General features: G+C 62.0%; 8 protein-coding genes and 5 pseudogenes. 9 read left to right on the top strand and 4 right to left on the bottom strand.

All coding sequences use genetic code 11. The annotated features are described in order from the left end of the window. The 3 genes from tnpC to NKJ35_RS30235 all read right to left on the bottom strand — a co-directional run. Nucleotides 1-1,468, bottom strand: a 1,468-nt coding sequence (gene tnpC / locus NKJ35_RS30245) for an IS66 family transposase (RefSeq protein ID WP_352651271.1), incomplete at its 3' end; no start/stop codon positions are given. 207 nt (nt 1,469-1,675) lie between these two features. Then, nucleotides 1,676-2,020 carry an IS66 family insertion sequence element accessory protein TnpB gene (gene tnpB, locus NKJ35_RS30240; RefSeq protein ID WP_352651269.1) on the bottom strand — a complete coding sequence of 115 codons (345 nt, stop codon included), beginning with the start codon at nt 2,018-2,020 and terminating at the stop codon, nt 1,676-1,678. Beyond that, on the bottom strand, nt 2,017-2,397 hold the full coding sequence (locus tag NKJ35_RS30235; protein WP_352651267.1) for a transposase: 381 nt from the start codon (nt 2,395-2,397) through the stop codon (nt 2,017-2,019). The genes tnpB and NKJ35_RS30235 overlap by 4 nt, the downstream gene beginning before the upstream one ends. Before the next feature lie 96 nt (nt 2,398-2,493). Here NKJ35_RS30235 and NKJ35_RS30230 point away from each other — a divergent pair, with 96 nt between their 5' ends. The 5 genes and pseudogenes from NKJ35_RS30230 to NKJ35_RS30210 all read left to right on the top strand — a co-directional run bounded on the left by NKJ35_RS30230 (nt 2,494) and on the right by NKJ35_RS30210 (nt 6,268). Then, the gene (locus tag NKJ35_RS30230; RefSeq protein WP_352651265.1) at nt 2,494-2,784 is read left to right on the top strand and encodes a transposase DNA-binding-containing protein; all 291 of its coding nucleotides are present in this window, start codon (nt 2,494-2,496) and stop codon (nt 2,782-2,784) included. Between the two features lie 104 nt (nt 2,785-2,888). Continuing rightward, nucleotides 2,889-3,999, top strand: a pseudogene (locus NKJ35_RS30225) (IS110 family RNA-guided transposase). A gap of 386 nt (nt 4,000-4,385) precedes the next feature. Then, nucleotides 4,386-5,483, top strand: a pseudogene (locus tag NKJ35_RS30220) (IS701 family transposase); the annotation flags it as partial. 202 nt (nt 5,484-5,685) lie between these two features. Continuing rightward, a complete protein-coding gene (locus NKJ35_RS30215) occupies nt 5,686-5,802 on the top strand; it encodes a hypothetical protein (RefSeq protein WP_352651261.1) in 117 nt (38 codons plus the stop codon). A 286-nt stretch (nt 5,803-6,088) separates the two neighbouring features. Then, nucleotides 6,089-6,268 carry a group II intron maturase-specific domain-containing protein gene (locus tag NKJ35_RS30210; protein ID WP_352651275.1) on the top strand — a complete coding sequence of 60 codons (180 nt, stop codon included), beginning with the start codon at nt 6,089-6,091 and terminating at the stop codon, nt 6,266-6,268. Nucleotides 6,269-6,760: 492 nt separating this feature from the next. Here NKJ35_RS30210 and NKJ35_RS30205 read toward each other — a convergent pair whose 3' ends face one another. Then, the gene (locus NKJ35_RS30205; protein ID WP_352651273.1) at nt 6,761-7,768 is read right to left on the bottom strand and encodes an IS110 family RNA-guided transposase; all 1,008 of its coding nucleotides are present in this window, start codon (nt 7,766-7,768) and stop codon (nt 6,761-6,763) included. A 68-nt stretch (nt 7,769-7,836) separates the two neighbouring features. Between NKJ35_RS30205 and NKJ35_RS30200 the strand changes: the two are divergent. The 4 genes and pseudogenes from NKJ35_RS30200 to NKJ35_RS30985 all read left to right on the top strand — a co-directional run. Beyond that, nucleotides 7,837-8,279: pseudogene (locus NKJ35_RS30200) on the top strand (transposase); the annotation flags it as partial. Beyond that, nucleotides 8,266-8,586, top strand: a pseudogene (locus NKJ35_RS30195) (IS66 family transposase); the annotation flags it as partial. The pseudogenes NKJ35_RS30200 and NKJ35_RS30195, both read left to right, overlap by 14 nt. Nucleotides 8,587-9,271: 685 nt before the next feature. Then, the gene (locus tag NKJ35_RS30190; RefSeq protein ID WP_502904694.1) at nt 9,272-17,083 is read left to right on the top strand and encodes an amino acid adenylation domain-containing protein; all 7,812 of its coding nucleotides are present in this window, start codon (nt 9,272-9,274) and stop codon (nt 17,081-17,083) included. Beyond that, nucleotides 17,065-17,488 (top strand): annotated as a pseudogene (locus tag NKJ35_RS30985) (hypothetical protein); the annotation flags it as partial. The gene NKJ35_RS30190 and the pseudogene NKJ35_RS30985, both read left to right, overlap by 19 nt. Between the last annotated feature and the right edge of the window lie 91 nt (nt 17,489-17,579).

Below are 17,579 nucleotides of genomic sequence, written 5' to 3'. Positions count from 1 at the left end.
TACTCCGCGTCGCATCCACGACGACAACCAAGAATCGCTGTTTTCCGCCATTTGAAAAGGAGGTGCATAATGAATCGGTCTTCGCCTGTGGCCGGATGGCGCGCTCGACGGTGTTGGAGTCGATTTCGATGCGGCCGTCGGTGAGGAAGCGCTCCAGCGCGGCACGCCGGCCGAGCGCATAGCGGATCGCCTCTGCGGGCTTCGATTTTCCCGACAGCTTCGGCAGCTCCTTTTCCCACAGCGCAAAGAGAGCGGCAACGACGGCGGCGGATTTCTCCTGACGCGCAGCTATCCGAAGTACCGGGTCCTGGCCGCGCACGGCCTCCTCGGCGGCCCACAGCGGGGCCATCTGCGCCACCGTCTGCGAGGCAATAACGGAGGAGCCTGCGGCATGCAGTTCGTAGAACTTGCGCCGCACGTGCGACCAGCACGCCGCCAGCGTCACGCCGTCATTACCCCGATCCGATCGGGCCAGCCGGTTATAGGCGGCGTATCCGTCGACCTGCAGGATGCCGCGATAGCCGTCCAGATGGCGGGCGACACATTCGCCGGCACGGCTGTCTTCGAAGCGGTAGGCGACGATGGGCGGTCCGCTGCCACCGAACGGCCGATCATCGCGGAGATAGGTCCAGAGGTAAGCCGTCTTGGCCTTGCCCGATCCTGGGGCCAGCGTTGGGAGCGTGGTCTCATCGGCAAAGACCCGCTCACCCTGCTTGATGCGGGTCAGTGCGTAATCGGCGAGCGGCTCAAGCTCGAAGCCGACCTTGCCCATCCACTGCGCCATCTGTGACCGGTCGATCTCGACCTGATCGCGGGCATAGATTGCTTCCTGCCGGTAGAGCGGCAGGCCATCGGCGTATTTGGACACGGCGATCTGCGCCAGCAGCGCTTCGGTCGGAATGCCGCTTTGGATGATGCGGGCGGGAGCGGCTGCCTGGATAACGCCGTCCCAGCCCTTGTAGGCATATTTGGGACGACGCGTGACGATCACCCGGAACTTCGCCGGGGTGACATCGAGCCGTTCGGAGACGTCCTCGCCGATCAGGATCTTATCCAGCGCTTCGCAGCCAGCAGGCGTTTCGGGCTCGATGACCACCTCGACCCGTTCGAGATGGGCCGCAAAGCCTTTGCGAGGACGCGGCGCGCGCTTCGCTTTCGAGCCGCCCGCAGACTTCTCCATCTGCGCTTCGATGGCCGCCACGCCGGTTTCGATCTCCTCGAAGACCAGCGCATACTGTTCCTCGCTCAGCGCGCCGGTCCGCAACCTTTCGGAGCGGCTGCCGAAGCGCGCCCTCTCCAGCATCTTCACGACCGCCGTCAGGCGTGCGATCCGCTCATCAGCGCTCTTGTTGACCAGCTCGAGATGGAGGTTGCGCTCCTCCAGAAGGGCGGCCTTTTGGGCCATGGCAATAACCATCGCCTTGAGCGCGTCAACGTCGTCCGGGAGCGCGAGTTCGGGTGCCGACATGGCCAAAATCAGAGCATATTCGCGGGCAATTTTCCCGCTTTTTCAGCTCCCTGATTGTAAGCGCCAAGCCGACCCCATCTGGCGCGGTTTGAGGTGATGAGCGAGAGATAGTGACACTGAAGAAGCCGAGGAGCTTACAGTGTCAATTTCTATGTCTGCGCCTATGCCTGATGATAGAAGTTTCCATGTCCTTCATGCCGCAGGGTTTTACCCAACCGATTGCGGCCGCCTGACGGTCTCCGTCCGAACCCGTTTCCAGTCCATTCCGTCAACCAGGGCCATGAGCTGAGCATGATTGAGCTGGACCCGGTGGTGGCCGATCCGCGGCCAGCAGAACTTCGCTTCGTCCAGTCGCTTGGCATAAACACACACGCCGCTGCCGTCCCACCAGACGATCTTGATCCTGTCCGCTCTTTTGGCGCGGAAGACATAAAGCGCGCCGTTGAACGGATCCGAACCGTCATCGCGCACCACTGCCAGAAGGCCGTCGGGACCTTTTCTAAAATCGACGGGATGACTGGCGACCAACACCTTCACGCCGGCCGGGATCATGCCTGGCGAACCGCCCGGATGATCCGCACCAGCTGCTCCTCATTGATATCGGCACCGGCGCGAATGACCACGCCACCCAGCTCGATCTCCACCGACGCAGACGCCGCTTGGGTGACCTCGACAAAGCCAAGCCGATCCGCATCTCGCTGCGGCGTGACCGCACCGCTCTTGATCGCCTTGCTCCGCCAGCCGAACAGCTGGGCTGGCGCCATCCCCGCTTGTCTGGCGATGGCCGATACATTCGCGCCCGGCTTCAGTGTCGCCTCGATCAGCCGCGACATCGCTTCCGCCGACCAGCGCCGCCGCGGACGCTGCGGGCTTGCCTCCAGCCGGTTCGGGACCGCCTCAAGGACATGGAAACTTCTATCATCAGGCATAGGCGCAGACATAGAAATTGACACTGTAAGCTCCTCGGCTTCTTCAGTGTCACTATCTCTCGCTCATCACCTCAAACCGCGCCAGATGGGGTCGGCTTGGCGCTTACGTTAGCAGCGCCGGGCAAGCCAATCCGGGCGGCCTGCGGCGACTGGGCGGCGGCGAAGGCGGCCTACCGCTTCTTTGACAACCCGCGTGTGACCGAACACAGCGTTCTCGCTGGCCATTTCGCTGCGAGCGCGGCGCGCGTTGCGGCGAGCGAAGGTCCGATCCTTATCCTGCAGGACACGACCGAATTTATCTATGGCCGCTCGCAGCAGGGCAAAATCGGCTTCACCAAAACCGTCAACGCCGGGCGCTACAAGGCCGGGCAGCCACCTGGCCCATAGCGCATCCTTTGATTCGGAGGACAAGGATGCTCGATCAAAGACTCCCATGACGGGTGGTGGATAGCGACCTTTGTTGTAGCCGATAATCTGCGGCGCCTGCCGCCATCCGCACCGATCTTGGCGCGATCTTCGTTTCTTTGGAACTCAGTAAATCGACCTGGTTGATCACTTCGCTGTCGCCGGGCAGTGGGGAGAAGATGTCGAAACATGCGGTACGCGGCGGCGATATCACAGGACTGCTGGCACGCTTTGCCCAGCTTCAGGACAAGGCCCAGGCGCGCACCGGCCGGCACTTTGCGCTTGTGGTCATTCAGGAGGCGGGTCTCGACGGCTTCTGGATCCATCGAATCCTGGAGGTCGAGGGGATCGAAAGCCATGTCGTCGACGCCGTCTCGATTGCCACGTCGCGCCGGCGGCGTCGTGCCAAGACCGACAAGATCGATGGTGAGTCGTTGGTGCGTGCGCTGCTCGCCTACAAACCCGCGCGTGTGCGCGATGGTTAGGGTACCGAGCGTCAAGGAGGAGGACCATCGGCGCATCGGCCGTGAACGCAAGGTTCTGGTTGGTGAGCGGACCTGCCATGTCAACCGGATCAAGGGCCTGCTGTTTGCTCAGGGCATCACCGGCTACGAGCCGCTGCGACGTGACCGGCGACATCGGCTTGAGGAATTGAGGACCGGCGACGGCCGCGCACCGCCAGAACATCTGAAGGGGCAAATCCGTCGCGAGCTCGACCGACTCGAACTGGTGATAGCCCAGATCAAAGAGGGCAGGCCGAGCGCGACCCTCTGCTGGCAATCGAAGTCGCCGAAACTCCAGCAGCGACATTGCTAGATCTCAAGGGTATCGGCCCCGAGTGTGCCGCCATCCTCTACGCGGAAGGGCTGTTCCGGAACTTCGATAATCGTCGGCAGGTCGCCGCCTATGCCGGGCTCGCGCCGACGCCTTGGCAGAGCGGATCGGTCCAGCACGAGCAAGGCGTCTCGAAGGCCGGCAACCCCGGCTGCGAACGACGATGATCGAGTTGGCCTGGCTGTGGCTGCGCAATCAACCGAGTTCAGCGCTTACCCGCTGGTTCCACGAACGCGTGATGCGCAATCAGGGGCGCCTCAAAAAGACAACCATCGTCGCCCTTGCAAGGAAGCTGCTCGTGACGCTGTGGAATACGTGACCGCAGGCGTCGTCATCGAAGGTGCCGTCATGAAGGCTGTCTGACGAGACCACACCGACACACCCATCCCTCGAGGCCTGATCAGCCTCGGCGGATCCAGGAGGGAACCGAGATCCCAGCTGGCTGGAATGCCGTATCAAAGACGGGTTTCGCCTTCTGGGCCCCTGCCGCCGCAAGCGGGATATTGGTGCAGCCGTCTCAAGCGGCGACCGTATGTGAGTTTGACTAAATTTAGGCTCGATTGACCGAGCCGTGTCACGCAATCGGGCCCAGCTCTGGATTCCGCCGCCAATTGGGAGCAACACGATGCCGCCCTAACACAACACCTCTTGACCTCAGCATCGCCATGTGAGTCCGGGATCAAACACCTAGTACTACAGTTGCGGATCATTTGATTTTCTGATTCACTCGACGGGTTATGGAGGGAACCATGTCTGTCGCTTCGTGGTCAGGGTCGTTGTTGGCTTGGGAGCAGGAGCTCACGGCGCTGAAGGCGCGGGTTGGGCGGGTGCTTCCTCGTCGTGAGTTGCGGGAGACGGGCGCAGATTTCCTTGATGGCCCTTCTTTCCGGCATTGAGCGCAAGACAGGCTGGCTGATGGCCGAGCAGTCCGGAGCGGAACGGCCGTATCGGATGCGGTCGCTGTTGGGGCGCAGCCACTGGGACGCTGATCGGCTCCGAGACGAGGTTCGCGATTATGTGGTGGAGGCGTTGGGCGATGAGGATGGCGTCCTGATCGTCGACGAGACGGGATTTGTGAAGAAAGGCGATCGTTCCGCCGGTGTCGCGCGTCAGTACTCGGGAACGGTGGGGCGGATCGAGAACAGCCAGATCGGCGTGTTCTTGGCTTACGCGAGCCGCTACGGCCAAGCGGTGGTTGATCGTCGCCTTTATCTGCCGGAGAGCTGGGCAAAGGATCGGGCGCGATGTGCCAGGGCGTCGATCCCGGAGACGGTCGAGTTTGCGGCCAAGCCAAAGATGGCGCGCGCCATGTTCGAGGCGGCGCTCGATGCCGGCGTCCCGTGCGCTTACGTTCTGGGCGACGCTGTCTACGGGGCGGACAGCAGCCTTCGCCGGATGCTGGAAGCTCGCGAGCAGCCCTATGTCTTGGCGGTTCGAGGCGCTCACTTCATGCGCCGTGGAGGGGATCGTCTGTTTGAGGAAACCTCGCCCGAGGAAATGGCCGGCGAGTTCGAGCCCGACGACTGGGCCTGTCATGCGGCAGGTGAAGGCGCCAAAGGGCCTCGGCTCTACGAGTGGGCACGCATCCGCCGCCCTTGGACGTCAAAAGGCGGCTTCGAGCATTCGCTTCTCGTCCGCCGCACGCGATCGACATCCGGAGAAAAAGCCTACTACCTGGTCTTCGCCCCGCCCGGTTCCTCCTTGGCCGAATTGGCGGCAGTGGCCGGCCTGCGCTGGGCGATCGAGGAGTGTTTTGAGCGCGCCAAGGATGATCTCGGACTTGATCATTGCGAGGCTCGGTCCTGGCACGGATGGCCGCCCTGGCATTCCTCTCGAAGCTATCGGCTCCTCGCCCGGATCCTCATCTTCCCACCGACACAAAAGCCCTTCATCATCGCCTGGTCGTTATGGCGACGACGACATCAGGCTGCGGCCACCATCTGTCACTACAAACGATATAGGCATCTGCAACTGTAGCACTAATAGAAGAACGCAGAAGTCGTCGAGCGCACACGCGGTACCCCGCAAGGGGGCGTTGTCAGCCCGATCTTGTCGAATCTCTTCATGCACTATGCTTTTGATCTGTGGATGACCCGGACGCGTCCTGACCTTCCATGGTGTCGATATGCGAACGATGGCCTTGTGCATTGCCGGAATGAGCAGTAGGCAGAAGCCCTCAAGGCGGAGCTTGGTGCTCGACTGGCAGCATGCGGGCTTCAAATGCATCCGACAAAGACCAAGATCGTCTATTGCAAAGACCAAAGGCGCAGGGGGGAATACCCGAATGTCGTGTTCGACTTCCTTGGGTATCAGTTCCGGCCGCGACGCGTGGCGAACACACGGCGAGATGAGTTCTTCTGTGGTTACACGCCTGCGGCCAGCCCAACGGCAATGAAGTCGATGCGGGCCACGATCAAAAGCTTGAACATCCCGCGGCAGACGCCGGGGGACGCTGGCTGAAATCGCCCAACAGCTCAATCCACTCCTTCGCGGATGGATAGCCTATTATGGCCGCTACAGCCGTTCGGCCCTGCCACTCTGGCTGATTACGTCAACCGGAAGCTCTGGGCGTGGATCATGCGGAAGTTCAAGCGCTTTCAGTCCCATAAGACGCGTGCCAGCCTCTTCGTGAGAAAGCTGGCGCGGGAAAATCCAGGACTGTTTGTGCACTTGAAGGCGTTCGGAACGAATACGTTTGCCTGATGGGAGCGGTGTGAATCGAGAGGTTGACGCACCGTTCTGCGAGAGGCCGGCAGGTGAAATCCCTCCGGCCTACTCACCCCGGTCTCTCCACAAAGATGGCTCGCCTGCGTGGAAGAGCGCCGCGCGGCGAGCGCTGCCGGGCCGGCGTGCCGCATGGCCATGTGTGGACGCCCCCTCGGGCGCAAGAAGAATCTTTGGTACAGGCTGTTGCGCGTGATCGGGTGCTGCCATGTGTTCGGCCTCTCTTGCGGCTCGTCATGGCCGCGGGCCCGTATGGGAGTTCGAGGATCAGGTCCACATCACTGGAACGCGCTGGAAGCGCTCCCCATGCGCCTGGTTGTCCTGATCTCGCCTCACCGACGTTGCGCCATACCTGTCCTTTGACCTCCTCACGCCGCCAACGGCCTCGCGCCCGTCCCGCTCAAGCGGGCACGACCGGAGCCCGATAGCTTTCTCCCTTCGTTAACAGCGCCCAGACTATTCGGGCGTTCTTGTTCGCCAGCGCCACGATCACCAACATCGGCGGTTTGCGCTCGAGCATCCGGCCGAGCCAGGATCCTTTAGGCACCCCTTTGCGCTTGGCCCACCGCACCACGGCGCTCGCTGCGATAATAAGGAGCCGCCTCAGTGTGCGCTCTCCCATCCGAGATGTTCGGCCCAGTCGTTCCTTGCCGCCCGTAGAGCGCTGAACCCGCGTTAATCCGACCCAGGCAGCGAAGTCACGGCCCGATCGGAACGTCTCCGCTGGCGGCGCGAGCGCCTCTATGGCGGTGGCGATCAGGGGGCCGATCCCAGGCACGCTCATCAGACGCCGAGTCGCGTCGTCGGCTTTGGCGCGGGCAGAGATCTTCGTATCCAGCGCGGCGATTTGGTTCTGCAGATGGCGCAACCCCTCGGCGAGGAGGGCAAGGCAGGAGCGAGCAGCTTCCGGCACACTCGATGTGGGATCCTCGATTTGAGCGATGAGGCGCCCGATATGGAAAGGTCCTTGCGGCGCGATCAGGCCGTATTCGGAAAGATGGCCGCGGATCGCGTTGATGAGTTGAGTGCGCTCGCCGACCAGGATATCACGGGTCCGGAAGATCACGGCGGAGGCCTGCTTGGCTTCGCTCTTCACAGCCACGAAGCGCATGGTCGGGCGCTGCGCCGCCTCGCAGATCGCCTCCGCATCGGACATGTCGTTCTTCTGCCGTTTGACGAACGGCTTCACATAGGCGGGTGCGATCAGCCGCACGGTGTGGCCGAACTTCCCGATCTCCCGACCCCAGTAGTGGGCACCCGGGCATGCCTCCATTGCCACCAAACACGGTGGTTGGGCGGCAAAGAAAGCCAGCACCTGGTCGCGCCGCAGCTTCCTGCGGAAGATGACCGCTCCGGCAGAGCTCGCTCCGTGTGCTTGAAAGACATTCTTGGCCAGATCCAGGCCGATGGTGCTAGTCTAACTTCCGTCATAGGCGCCTCCTTTAAGTGGCCGAGAACACCTCCACTCTGGCACATCGATGCCGTCGGGGGCGTCCACCCCATCACTGGAAGACCACGACCTTCACCGGAGCGCTGCGGCTGACGGGCATGACTGCGCCCTCTACAACGGCGCCATGAACGGCAACGTGTTCCTGGCCTATGTCGAGCAGGTGCTGGTCCCTACATTGTCGGAGAGCGACGTAGTCGTCATGGACAACCTGCCCGCCCACAAGGCGGCCGGCGTTCGGGACCCGATCGAGACCGCCGGCGCAAAGCTCATGTTCCTGCCGCCCTACAGTCCCTACTTCAATCCGATTGAGAACGCCTTCGCCAAACTCAAGGCGCTCTTACGCGCCAAGGCCGAGAGAACCATCACGGCTCTGTGGGACGCCGTCGGCTCGCTCCTTGGTCAGTTCACGCCAGCCGAATGCGCCAACTACTTCCAGGCTGCCGGATATCACCCTCTATCTCCGCGATGATCGGCCGTTCGGCGGCAGCGGACCGCCCATCGACGCCTACCGCGTTGAAGACAGCCGTGCCGGCGAATGTGTCGCCCGCCATCTGGACGGCTATCGCGGCATCCTGCAGGTCGACGCATACGCCGTCTATAACCGGCTGGCCCGATCCGATCGGGGCAATGACGGTGTGATGCTGGCGGCGTGCTGGTCGCACGTGCGGCGCAAGTTCTACGAAGTGCATGCCGCAGGCTCCTCCGTTATTGCCTCGCAGACGGTGGCGCAGATGGCCCTGCTGTGGGCCGAGGAGGCTGTGCGCGGCCAGGACCCGGGGTTCCTTGAGGCCAGCACTGAAGGGCTTGCTGTGCAACCTTGGTGAGCGGCGTACTTCGCTCCTTCCGGCCCTTGCCGATACTGTCGCCGCCGGCGACCATGTGGCGCGACATCTTCTCGCTGCCCGCGCGGACAGCGGCCTATAGCTCGGATTGATCGGCGTATAAAAGGGCCTCTAAGGAGCGAGTTGCGATGGCCCACTCTGCCAGAGTGCGGGCCACGATGCACTCCCCATGGGATCTGGCTGGACGGCGTTCTTGGCGCATTGTCGGCGCCTAAAGCTAAAGCGTACCTTAAACCGCCTGGCTTTGCCCGTCGAAGTACTGAAATTAGTCCAATAATGTCAGCGTTTACCGTTCATGGACCGGCACCAGCTAAGGAGCCCTCCTCGGAGGCGAGGGATGTAAAAGTTGCGACAATGTCTGCCCTGCGACATAGCAGAGTTGGCCCCGTCCTGTTGAGCTAAAACGGTTTCTCTCCTTGGCACGCCCTATGCACGTGAGGTGTAACAGTCCCCGAACTAAGGAGAAGCATTCGGAGCGTATGACCTTCCATTGAACACTGAACTTTCATTCAGTGGCGGTTAGAGCCTCGGCTGTTTCCTCTCGTGATCGGCATGCTGCAACAGCCGCAGAGCGTTGCGGAGCCAGTCGTTTTGGGACGGACACGCGGCGACTCCGTCGATGTTTTCTCATGGAGGTAGGGTGCTGATGCAGGATTGTACTGAACTTCGAGAGGCATTGAGACGGCGAGAAAAGTTCAAGGCAAAGTTCCGCCGTGCTCGATTGGGTCCGGCCAGAGAAAGCGCAGGGGCTAGGACAGAAATTGTGAAGACTGCACATAAGATTCGCTTGCGTGAGATGACCCAGTCATCCTCAACTTCTGAAATAGGCGATCGAGATGAGCACCGCTCTGGAGCCCGATCAGTCCCGTCTAGCATTGTTATTGGGAAGGGTACGCTCGCGATCAGCTGCGCTCAGCGGGCAATGGAGATGGGTCACGACATTCGCGCGGTGCTGTGTGCAGACGCGATATTCGCCAGCTGGGCGACTCGCGCCAACATCCCGTGCATTGCAAGTGTGGCAGAGCTCTCGAGCTTCCTGAAGACCGAGCCGGTGGAGTGGATTTTTTCCGTTGTCAATCCGTTCATCCTGCCGGCCGATGTGCTAGGGCGGATCAGCCAAGGTGCTTTCAACTACCATGACGGCCCTTTGCCACGATATGCCGGAACTCACGCGACGTCTTGGGCTCTGCTGGCGCAAGAGACCGAGCATGCCATCACGTGGCATCGTATCGCTGACGGTGTTAATACGGGTGAAGTGGCGGTTCAGCGCCAAGTGTTGGTGACGCCCGCTGACACAGCACTGACCCTGAACCTCAAATGTTATGAAGCCGCTGTCGAGGGTTTCCGCGAGCTTTTAATTGGTTTAGCGGGGGGCAAGCTCAGTACCCATCCGCAGGCACTACAAGACAGAAGCCACTTTTCCAGACATCGGCGTCCCGATGCGGCAGGTATTCTGCGTTGGGATCGATCCGCGCAAGATCTGTCGGCGATGACGCGGGCCTTGGATTTTGGGCTGTATCATCCCAATCCATTGTGTCTGTGCAAGGCCCTCGTAGGGCAAGAGGTTGTCGCCGTCAGGCGCTTGGAGGTGCTGCCTCGCCGCTCGGGCTTTGCGGCAGGTCGCCTGCTTGAAATTCATCCGAGCCATTGGCGTGTGGCGACGGGTACACAGGATGTCGACGTCTGGTTTGGCAGCTTGGACGGTCAGGCTCTGGAGGCGCGAGCACTCGCCAGCCGCTGCAATCTGGAGGAAGGCGAGGCCCTTCCTGTCTTGAGCGACGATCAGGTGCGACGCCTAACTGCGATACATGAGGAGATCGCGCCTTCAGAGGACTTCTGGCGGCAGCGGCTTGAGCAGTTTAAAATAGTGCAGCCGCCTTTCCTGTCGTCCGGCACAATCGAAGCTCCGGCGCGATGGCAGTCGAGTTCGTGGCTAAGTCCAGGGGCCTTGGCCGAGCTGTCGGCCATTGATCGAGTGGAATACTTGGTAACGGCTTGGCTGATCTATCTAGCCCGCATCACAGGCCAGGCAGAGCTTCAGCTAGGATGGAGGCCGGCGCCGACAGCGTCGCGAGCCTGCGTCCAAACAGTTGAGGCCGTTATCGCTTCTGCCGTGCCGATGGAAGTCACCATCGACCTTGCCGATGATTTCAAAGAAATACGCAAAGCGGTGGCGGCCGAATGTGCTCAACTGAGTGAGCATGACAGCTTTGCGCGCGATCTTATCGGGCGCTGCCCGCCATTAAAGGCGACGGAGGCGCTACGATCGCAACGGCCCTGGCCGGTTGGAATGGCGATTGCGGCAGAAGATAGTGCTGCCGTTGTTCACTCAGCCTCGAAAGTGTGCGAGGCAGCTCTGCCGGGCGAGTTGCTGACGTTTGAGGTTTGCGCTCTGGACGGTAGCTTTCGCTGGCACTTTGATGCCAGTCGATTGGCGCCGGAGCAGGTCGAGCGCATGACACAGCATTTGCAAGCTTTGTTGTGCGGTGTGCTGGCCGATGCCGGGCAACCGGTCGGCCGCATCGAGCTTTTGTCGACCGCCGAGCGCGGCTATCTGCTGGAGGAGCTGAACCGGACAGCGGCGGACTATCCTTCGCAGCTGTGCATCCACGAGCTGTTCGAGGCGCAGGTGCGCAAGGCGCCCGACCGGGTGGCGGTGGTGCATGAGGCTGAGGAGCTGAGCTATGGCGAGCTCAATCGGCGCGCCAATCGCCTGGCGCATCATCTGATCGGCCTTGGGGTGGAGCCGGACCAGCCGGTGGCGATCTGCTTGGAGCGCAGCCCGGCGATGGTGGTGGGGCTTCTGGCGATCCTCAAGGCGGGCGGCGCTTATGTGCCGCTCGATCCGGCCTATCCGTGCGCGCGGCTGCGCCAGGTTCTCGAGGATGCCGCGCCCCGGCTGCTGCTTTGCGATGCGGCGGGACGCGCAGCCCTCGGCGCCGATGCCATTGGCCAGGTGAACGTGGTCGAGCTCGACACCGCCACCCCGGCCTGGACCGGGCGGCCGGCGTCGGATCCCGACCCGCGCGCGCTGGGGCTTACCTCGCGCCATCTCGGCTACATCATCTACACCTCAGGCTCCACAGGAACGCCCAAGGGCGTCATGGTCGAGCATCAAAGCACAGTGAACCTGTTGCGTTGGAGCAGCGACGTGTTTGCGCTATCGGAGACCAGCCGCATGCTGTTCTCCACCTCGATCAGCTTTGATCTGTCGGTCTACGAGTGCTTCGGTGCGCTCTCGCAAGGCGGCACGCTCTATCTGGTCGAGAATGCGCTGGCACTGGCGCAGACGCCTTTGGATGTCTCTCTGATCAATACAGTACCCTCTGCCATCACCGCTCTGCTCGACAAGGAAGCAGTCCCCCCCGCGGCAATCGCCATCAATTTGGCGGGCGAACCGCTGACCGCAGGTCTGATCGAAAGAACCTTCGGGAATACGCGCGTCGAGAAGATCTGCAATCTGTACGCTCCTTCGGAGACCACGACGTATTCGACCTGGGTTTGCATGCCCAGGGGAGACACAGTCGTTGAGACGATCGGCCGCCCGATCGCGAACACGCGTGTGTACCTGTTGGACGGGTACGGCGCGCCGGTTCCCTTCGGGGCGGTGGGCGAGCTCTACATCGGCGGGGCAGGGGTTGCGCGCGGCTACCTCGACCGGCCCGAGCTGACGGCGGAGCGGTTCATCGCCAGCCCCTTTGTGGAAGGCGACCGTCTCTATCGGACCGGCGACCTTGCGCGCTACCTGCCGAATGGCAATCTGGAGTTCTTGGGCCGCAACGACGACCAGGTGAAGATCCGCGGGTTCCGCATCGAACCGGGCGAGATCGCGGCGCGGCTGATCGAGCATGCCTGGGTGCGCGATGCGGTCGTGGTGGCGCGCGCGGACCGCGCCGGCGCCAAGCAACTTGTCGCCTATGTGGTTTGTGCGGCGGAAGCGGGAGGCCAGGACGAATACGCGGGCGCGCTTGCCGGCGCCTTGCGCGCGCATCTTGGCGCGCGGCTGCCCGACTACATGGTGCCGTCGGCCTTCGTGCGGATCGATGCGCTGCCGCTCAACCCGAACGGCAAGCTCGACCGCAAGGCGCTGCCTGTTCCCGACGACGACGCCTATGCGCGGGCAGTCTACGAGGCGCCTCAGGGCGAGATCGAGACGACGCTGGCACAGATCTGGACGGAGCTGCTTAGGGTCGAGCGGGTCGGACGCCACGACCACTTCTTCGAGCTCGGCGGCCATTCGCTCTTGGCCGTGCAGCTCTCGAACCGGCTGTCGCGGGCTCTCGGCGTGGAACTGCCCCTGTCGACGCTGTTTGCCAAACCGGCGCTTTCCGTTTTGGCGGCAAGCATCGTCGAGCTGTTGAGCCGCTCCGGTCCGCAAGACCTGCCGGCGATTGTGGCCGTGTCGCGTCATGAGCCCCTGATGCTGTCGTTCGCACAACAGCGGCTCTGGTTTTTGGCGCAGCTGGACGAAGGCAGCACGAAGTATCACATGCCGCTGGCCCTGCGGCTGCGTGGGGCGCTCGACCGCAGCGCCTGGCAGCGCGGCCTCGACCGTTTGGTTGCGCGGCATGAGGCGCTGCGCAGTATCTTTGTCGCACCGGAGGGCAAGCCCCTGGTCGAGCTGCTGCCGCCGGACGCGGGGCTGCCGGTGATCGAGCATGATCTCAAGGACAGGCCAGATGCTGAGGCGGCGCTTTTGGATCTGTGCCATGAAGAGGCGCGTACGCCCTTTGATCTGGCGCGTGGGCCGCTGATCCGCGCCTGTCTGATCCGGATGTCGGATGAGGAGCACGTCTTCCTGCTGACCCAACACCACGTCGTCTCGGACGGCTGGTCGATGGGCGTGCTGATGCGGGAACTCAATGCGCTTTACAGGGCGTTCGCGGCTGGACAGGACGATCCTTTGCCGCCGCTGGCGCTCCAATACCCGGATTATGCCGCCTGGCAGCGGCAGTGGCTGACGGGGGGACGGCTGCAGAGCCAGGCGGACTATTGGCGCGAGACCCTCGCCGGCGCCCCGGCCCGTCTTGCGCTGCCGACGGACCGGCCGCGGCCGAAACAACAGTCGTTTGCCGGAGCCAGCGTGCCCGTTGTCATCGATGCGGAACTAACGCGCGGGCTCAAGCGGCTGAGCTGGCAGCATGGCACGACGCTGTTCATGACGGTGCTGACGGCGTGGGCTGCGGTGCTGTCGCGCCTCTCGGGGCAGGACGACCTTGTCATCGGCGTGCCGAGCGCCAATCGCGGCCGGCGCGAGATCGAAGAGTTGATTGGCTTCTTCGTCAACACACTGGCGATTCGTCTGGACCTGTCGGGCGAGCCGAGCGTGGCGGAGCTACTGGAGCGGACGCGGCGCATAGCGCTGGCGGCGCAGGAGCATCAGGACCTGCCGTTCGAGCAGGTGGTAGAGATCATCAAGCCGCCCCGGGCTCTCGATCACACGCCGCTGTTCCAGGTGATGTTGGCCTGGCAGAACAATGCGGTTGGGTCATTGGACCTGCCGGGGCTGAGAGTGGAGGCTACGGGGGAGGGGCTCGATCAGGTCCAGTTCGATCTGGAGCTGAACCTTGGCGAGCATGGCGAGGAGATCGCCGGAAGCTTTGGCTATGCGACGGCGCTGTTCGATCAGGCTACGATCGAGCGGCAGCGTAATTGTCTGCTGGCGCTGCTGCGGGCGATGGTCGCCGATGCCGGCCAGCCGGTCGGCCGGATCGATCTCTTGTCATCCGACGAGCGCACCTATCTGCTGGAGGAGCTGAACCGGACGGCGGCGCCCTATCCGTCGGACCGGTGCATCCATGAACTGTTTGAGCAGCAGGTCCGGCGCGCCCCCGATGCTGTGGCGGTGGTCTGCGAGAACGAGCGATTGAGCTATGGCGAGCTCAACGCGCGGGCCAACCGCCTGGCCCATCATCTGATCGCGCGTGGGGTGAAGCCGGCGGATTGCGTTGCGACAGTGCTGGACCGCTCCGTCGCCCTTTTGGTGGCGCAACTTGCGATCCTGAAGGCGGGGGGAGTGTATGTGCCGGTCGATCGCGCTCTTCCATCTGCGCGACAAGAATGGCTGTTGGCCGATTGTGCTCCACGCCTGGTGTTGACCAAGAGTGTCGATGATGGGTTGGTTGAGGCGACGTTCCCTGCTCTGGCTATTGAGCCGCTCATAATTGGAACGGGATGTAGTTCCGATCCTGGCCTGGTATTGAGCGCCGAGGCTGCCGCTTACGCAATGTACACCTCCGGCTCGACCGGCCTTCCAAAAGGAGTTGTTGTTCCTCATTGTGCTGTCAATCGGCTCGTGATCAACAACGGATATGCGAAGATCGATGCCGGAGATCGTGTGGCATGGGCTGGCAATCCCGCCTTCGATGCCAGCACATTTGAAGTGTGGGCACCGCTTCTTAACGGTGGCTGCATTGTCATAATGGGTGCCAACACCATAGATGCCTCAATTTTTGCCAAGGCACTTAAACAGCAACAGGTGACAACCCTTTTTCTAACAACAGCCTTGTTCAATCAATATACCTCGTCGATTGCTCCGACTTTGGCACAACTTAAGTACCTCCTCTGCGGAGGCGAGCGCAATGAAATTACCTCGTTTCTGAGAGTACTGAGAGAGGAAGGTCCTGTACGTCTCATTCACTGCTACGGTCCGACCGAGACGACGACCTTCGCGACAGTTTGCCAGATCGCCCAATCTGTGAAGGACATCGCCTCTGTCCCGATCGGCCGTCCGATTGCGAACACGCGGGTGTATCTTCTGGACGGCCATCGCGCGCCGGTTCCGTTCGGGGCGGTGGGCGAGCTCTACATCGGCGGGGCAGGGGTGGCGCGAGGTTACCTCAACCGGCCGGAACTGACGGCGGAGCGGTTCTTGGCTGATCCGTTCAGCGGCGAGCCTGGCGCTCGCATGTACAGGACTGGCGACCTGGGGCGCTACCTGCCGGACGGCAATCTGGAGTTCCTTGGCCGCAACGACGACCAGGTGAAGATCCGCGGCTTCCGCATCGAGCCGGGCGAGATCGCGGCGCAGCTTTGCGAGCACGCCTGGGTGCGCGAGGCGGTAGTGGTGGCGCGCGAGGATCGCGCCGGCGACAAGCGGCTTGTCGCCTATGTGGTTGCGGCCGAGGCCGGATCGGACGACCAGGATGGAACCACGCTTGCCGCCACCCTGCGCGCACACTTAAACGCGCGGCTGCCCGCCTACATGGTGCCGTCGGCCTTCGTGCGGATCGATACCTTGCCGCTGACGGCGAACAGCAAGCTCGACCGCAAGGCGCTGCCTGTTCCCGACGACGACGACTATGCGCGGGCGGTCTACGAGGCGCCGCAGGGCGAGATCGAGACGACGCTGGCACAGATCTGGACGGAGTTGCTCGGGGTGGAGCGGGTCGGACGCCACGACCACTTCTTCGAGCTCGGTGGCCATTCGCTGCTGGCGGTGCAACTGCTAAGCCGAGCCTCTGGACTGAAGTTGAGCGCCAGCGATCTTTTCCGAACACCCATTCTAAAGGACCTTGCATCGAATGTTCAGTTGGAACCACAGCCAAGTAGTCCGGGAACGATTTCCATTCGTGCGACGGGATCGCAACCGCCGCTCTTCTTTGTTCCGACAGGCTCGGGAGACTGTTCCTACGCCGTCAAATTGGTGAGCGAAATGGACATAGACTGTCCCGTCTATGCTCTGCTATGGCCGGATTTCAATGATCTTTGTCCACCCACTCTTGAAGAAATGGCCGCGCGAACAATTCTGAGGATCGAGGAAATCCAGCCGTCGGGGCCGTATCGCTTTGCTGGATACTCGTCAGGTGGCATCTTGGCCTACGCAATTGCGCAAAATCTATTGAAGCTAGGCGAAGCTGTTTCATTCATGGCGTTCATCGATGTTGCGCTACCTGCAAATGGCTCAAGCATATCACCCACCAAAATCATCAACGAACTCGTTCTGCTAGGGCTCGAATCGTTGGATGACGAGCGCTTCGCAGAGCTAGAACGATTCGCTGAACAAAGCTCAACAGTCCAGCTCCTGGAAAAGGCGCAGGAAATGGGAGCAATTCCTACTGGTCGTGATCTCCACGCTGACATTTCTAGGTATGAAAAGGCCGCAACGTTCCAAAGGATGCTAAACGTGTATGAAGCTCCATTCCTGCCGGTCGAGGTACACCAGTTCTACGCTAGCGGGCCTTGCCGCCGTCCGGCGAGACTTCCCAAAGAGTCAATTAGTCCAGACACAAGTTCGCCCTTGCTGGGTTGGCAACGTATTTTGAGTGTACGGGCTATTCATGCCTTCCCAATCCCAGGCGACCACGAGACTATGATGTGTGCCTCGGAAAACCGCCAAGTTCTGGCTCAACGGCTATCGACGGCCCTAAACATCATTGATAATAAATATTCCAAGATCACAGCGGAGGCGCACTGGCCGGCGTCGTCATGACCCCGAGTGGTGCCGCCATTCCTGATCCCACCGTTCGGTGGAACGGCCGCCGGCATGGCCGCGAAAGGATCGGCGATGGCCAGGGCCTGGAGTCCGGAGCAGATTGCCCGACGCCTATAGCGGGACAATCTGGATGAGACGGCGAATCTCACCTTGTTTGTCGCCGCGCACCGACGCCTGCCGAACGACTTCCCGGACGACAAGACGATGCGCATCAGCCACGAAGCCATATCAAGCCCTCTTCGTTCATGGTCGGGGAGCGCTGCCCGCGAGCTGACGGCCTGCTTGCGAACAGGACGTGTATTACGGATCCCCAGGGCGCGCGTACGTAGGCGAGGCAAGGGCTTTGTCTCGCCGGAGATCATGATCAGTCAGCGCCCCGCCGAAGCGGCCGATCGAGCGGTGCTGACGTTGCCCCTCTGATCTAATCCGGTTTGAAGTTCGTTCTGGCCCATCGAGAGGACCAGGACATGAAACGTAGCCGCTTCTCTGAAGA

Source organism: Mesorhizobium sp. M0136 (assembly GCF_040322515.1).
Lineage (GTDB): Bacteria > Pseudomonadota > Alphaproteobacteria > Rhizobiales > Rhizobiaceae > Mesorhizobium.
Note: the sequence above shows the minus strand (reverse complement) of the source record. Positions and strands in the feature narration are given on the sequence as shown.